The organism is Streptomyces sp. UH6 (genome assembly GCF_013421635.1).
Taxonomy (GTDB): domain Bacteria; phylum Actinomycetota; class Actinomycetes; order Streptomycetales; family Streptomycetaceae; genus Streptomyces; species Streptomyces abyssomicinicus.
Window position 1 is genome coordinate 1 of the sequence record NZ_JACADT010000772.1, and the last position, 2,729, is coordinate 2,729.

Sequence of the window (2,729 nt, forward strand, 5' to 3'; positions counted from 1 at the left end):
GCGCGGCGCCGAGGTGAGGGCCGTCCGGCGCCTCGGCGACGACGCCGCGGCCTTGCGCCGCGCGGTCACCGGCAGCGAGGCCGACCTGATCGTCACCACCGGCGGCACCGCCGCGGGCCCGGTCGACCATGTCCACCCCATCCTGCGCAAGGCCGGTGCCGAGCTGCTGGTCGACGGCGTCCAGGTCCGTCCCGGCCACCCCATGCTGCTGGCCCGCCTCCAGGACGGTCGTCATCTGGTCGGCCTGCCGGGCAACCCGCTGGCCGCGGTCTCCGGTCTGCTCACCCTCGCCCAGCCGCTGCTGCGTGCCCTGGGCGCGCACACCGTCAACGACGCCTACACCCTGCCCCTGGCCGAAGGCGTCCAAGGGCATCCCCAGGACACGCGGCTGGTGCCGGTCGTGCTGCGCGCCGACCGGGCCCACCCGCTGCATTACACCGGTCCCGCCATGCTCCGTGGCATGGCGGCGGCCGACGCTCTCGCCGTGATCCCGCCGGGCGGGCTGAAGGCGGGAGAGGAGAGCGAGCTCCTGGATCTGCCCTGGACGCTCGCCGGAACGGGAGTGTGTTTCACGTGAAACTGCCGGGACAGGACGTCATCGCCCGAGAGGCGGGCGAACGTCTGGTCACCCACCGGGTGAAACTTCCGCAGAAGGCGGTGCCGCATCCGCTCCGCCAGGTCAGCAAGCGGCTTTCCATGGCGCTGCTGGTGCTGGTGGCGACCGCGTTCATCGTCTACCTGGACCGCGACGGCTACAACGACAACGCCGGCGGCGGACTCGACCTGCTCGACAGCTTCTACTACGCGACGGTCACCCTCTCCACCACCGGCTACGGCGACGTCACGCCGGCCAGCGACACCGCCCGGCTGACCAACATCCTCGTCATCACTCCCCTGCGAGTGATCTTCCTGATCATCCTCGTCGGCACCACCCTCGAGGCGCTCACCGAACGCACGCGGGAAGAGCTGCGCCTGAACCGCTGGAGGCACACCTTGCGGGACCACACTGTCGTCGTCGGCTTCGGCACGAAGGGGCGGTCGGCCCTGCAGACGGTCCGTGCCTCGGGCGTTCCCGCGGACCAGATCGTGGTGGTGGACGCCAGCGGCAAGGTGATCGAGTCCGCCGCCGCCGCGGGGTACGCGGGGGTGGCCGGCGACGCCACCCGCAGTGACGTGCTGAAGCGCGCCGAGGCCCACAAGGCACGGCAGATCATCATCGCCACCCAGCGCGACGACACCGCGGTGCTGGTCACGCTCACGGCCCGCCAGCTGAACCGCGGCGCCAAGATCGTGGCGGCGGTCCGTGAGGAGGAGAACGCACCGCTGCTCAGGCAGTCGGGTGCCGACGCGGTGATCACCAGCGCCAGCGCGGCCGGCCGTCTGCTGGGGCTCTCGGTGCTGAGCCCGGCCGCCGGCATGGTGATGGAGGACCTGATCCAGCAGGGCAGCGGCCTGGACATCGTGGAGCGCCCGGTCATAAAGGCCGAGGTGGGCAAGAAGCCCAGGGAGCTGGACGACATGGTGATCAGCGTGCTGCGCGGTCACCGGGTCCTCGGCTTCGACGACGCCTCGCTCGGAACGCTGCAGATCGCGGACCGCGTCATCACGATCGTCCGTTCCTCGCAGGCGCGGCAGGTCGCCCCGGACCAGCGGCCCCTGCCGCACCCGGACCGGCAGTCGGGGACGATCGACCGGCCGTGACGGGCCGCCTGGGGCTTCGCCCACCGAGGGAGTAGCGTCGCTTCCATGCATGCGATCACGATTCCCGAGGCGGGCGGCCCCGAGGCCCTGGTCTGGGCAGAGGTGGCGGACCCGGTGCCCGGAGAGGGCGAGGTCCTGGTCGAGGTGACGGCGGCGGCGGTCAACCGCGCCGATCTGCTGCAGCGGCAGGGGTTCTACGATCCGCCGCCGGGCGCCTCTCCTTATCCGGGGCTGGAGTGCTCCGGCCGTATCGCCGAGATCGGCCCGGGGGTGTCCGGGTGGAGCGTGGGCGACGAGGTGTGCGCGCTGCTGTCCGGCGGCGGCTACGCCGAGAAGGTGGCCGTCCCGGCGGGGCAGCTGCTGCCCGTACCGGCGGGCCTCTCCCTGGTGGAGGCGGCGGCGCTGCCCGAGGTGACCTGCACGGTCTGGTCGAACGTCTTCATGGTCGCCCACCTGCGCCCCGGGGAGACGCTGCTGGTCCACGGAGGGTCGAGCGGCATCGGCACCATGGCGATCCAGCTGGCCAAGGCGGTCGGGGCCAAGGTGGCGGTGACCGCGGGCAGCAAGGAGAAGCTGGACCGCTGCGCGGAGCTGGGCGCGGACATCCTGATCAACTACCGGGAGCAGGACTTCGTCGAGGAGATCGCCAGGGCCACGGACGGGGCCGGGGCCGACGTCATCCTCGACAACATGGGGGCCAAGTACCTGGACCGGAACGTGACGGCGCTGGCGGTCAACGGCCGTCTGGCGATCATCGGGATGCAGGGCGGCGTCAAGGGCGAGCTGAACATCGCGACGCTGCTGAACAAGCGGGCGGCGGTCAGCGCGACGTCGCTGCGGGCGCGGCCGCTGAACGAGAAGGCGGCGATCGTGGCGGCCGTGCGAGAGCACGTGTGGCCGCTGGTGGCCGACGGGCATGTCCGGCCGGTGATCGACCAGGAGCTGCCGATGGAAGCGGCGGGGGACGGGCACCGGGTCCTGGAGGCCAGCGGCCACGTGGGGAAGGTCCTCCTCGTCGCGCCCGGCGC

General features: G+C 72.1%; 3 protein-coding genes. All 3 read left to right on the plus strand.

Translation table 11 applies throughout. From position 1 onward, the window contains the following. On the plus strand, positions 1 to 577 hold a 577-nt coding region (locus HW445_RS25580), incomplete at its 5' end, for a molybdopterin-binding protein (protein WP_257231283.1). Next, entirely contained in the window at positions 574 to 1,701 is a 1,128-nt protein-coding gene (locus tag HW445_RS25585; protein ID WP_180223269.1) for a TrkA family potassium uptake protein, read from the plus strand. The genes HW445_RS25580 and HW445_RS25585, both read left to right, overlap by 4 nt. Positions 1,702 to 1,746: 45 nt before the next feature. After that, the coding region (locus tag HW445_RS25590) for an NAD(P)H-quinone oxidoreductase (protein WP_180223270.1) at positions 1,747 to 2,729 on the plus strand (983 nt) is incomplete at its 3' end.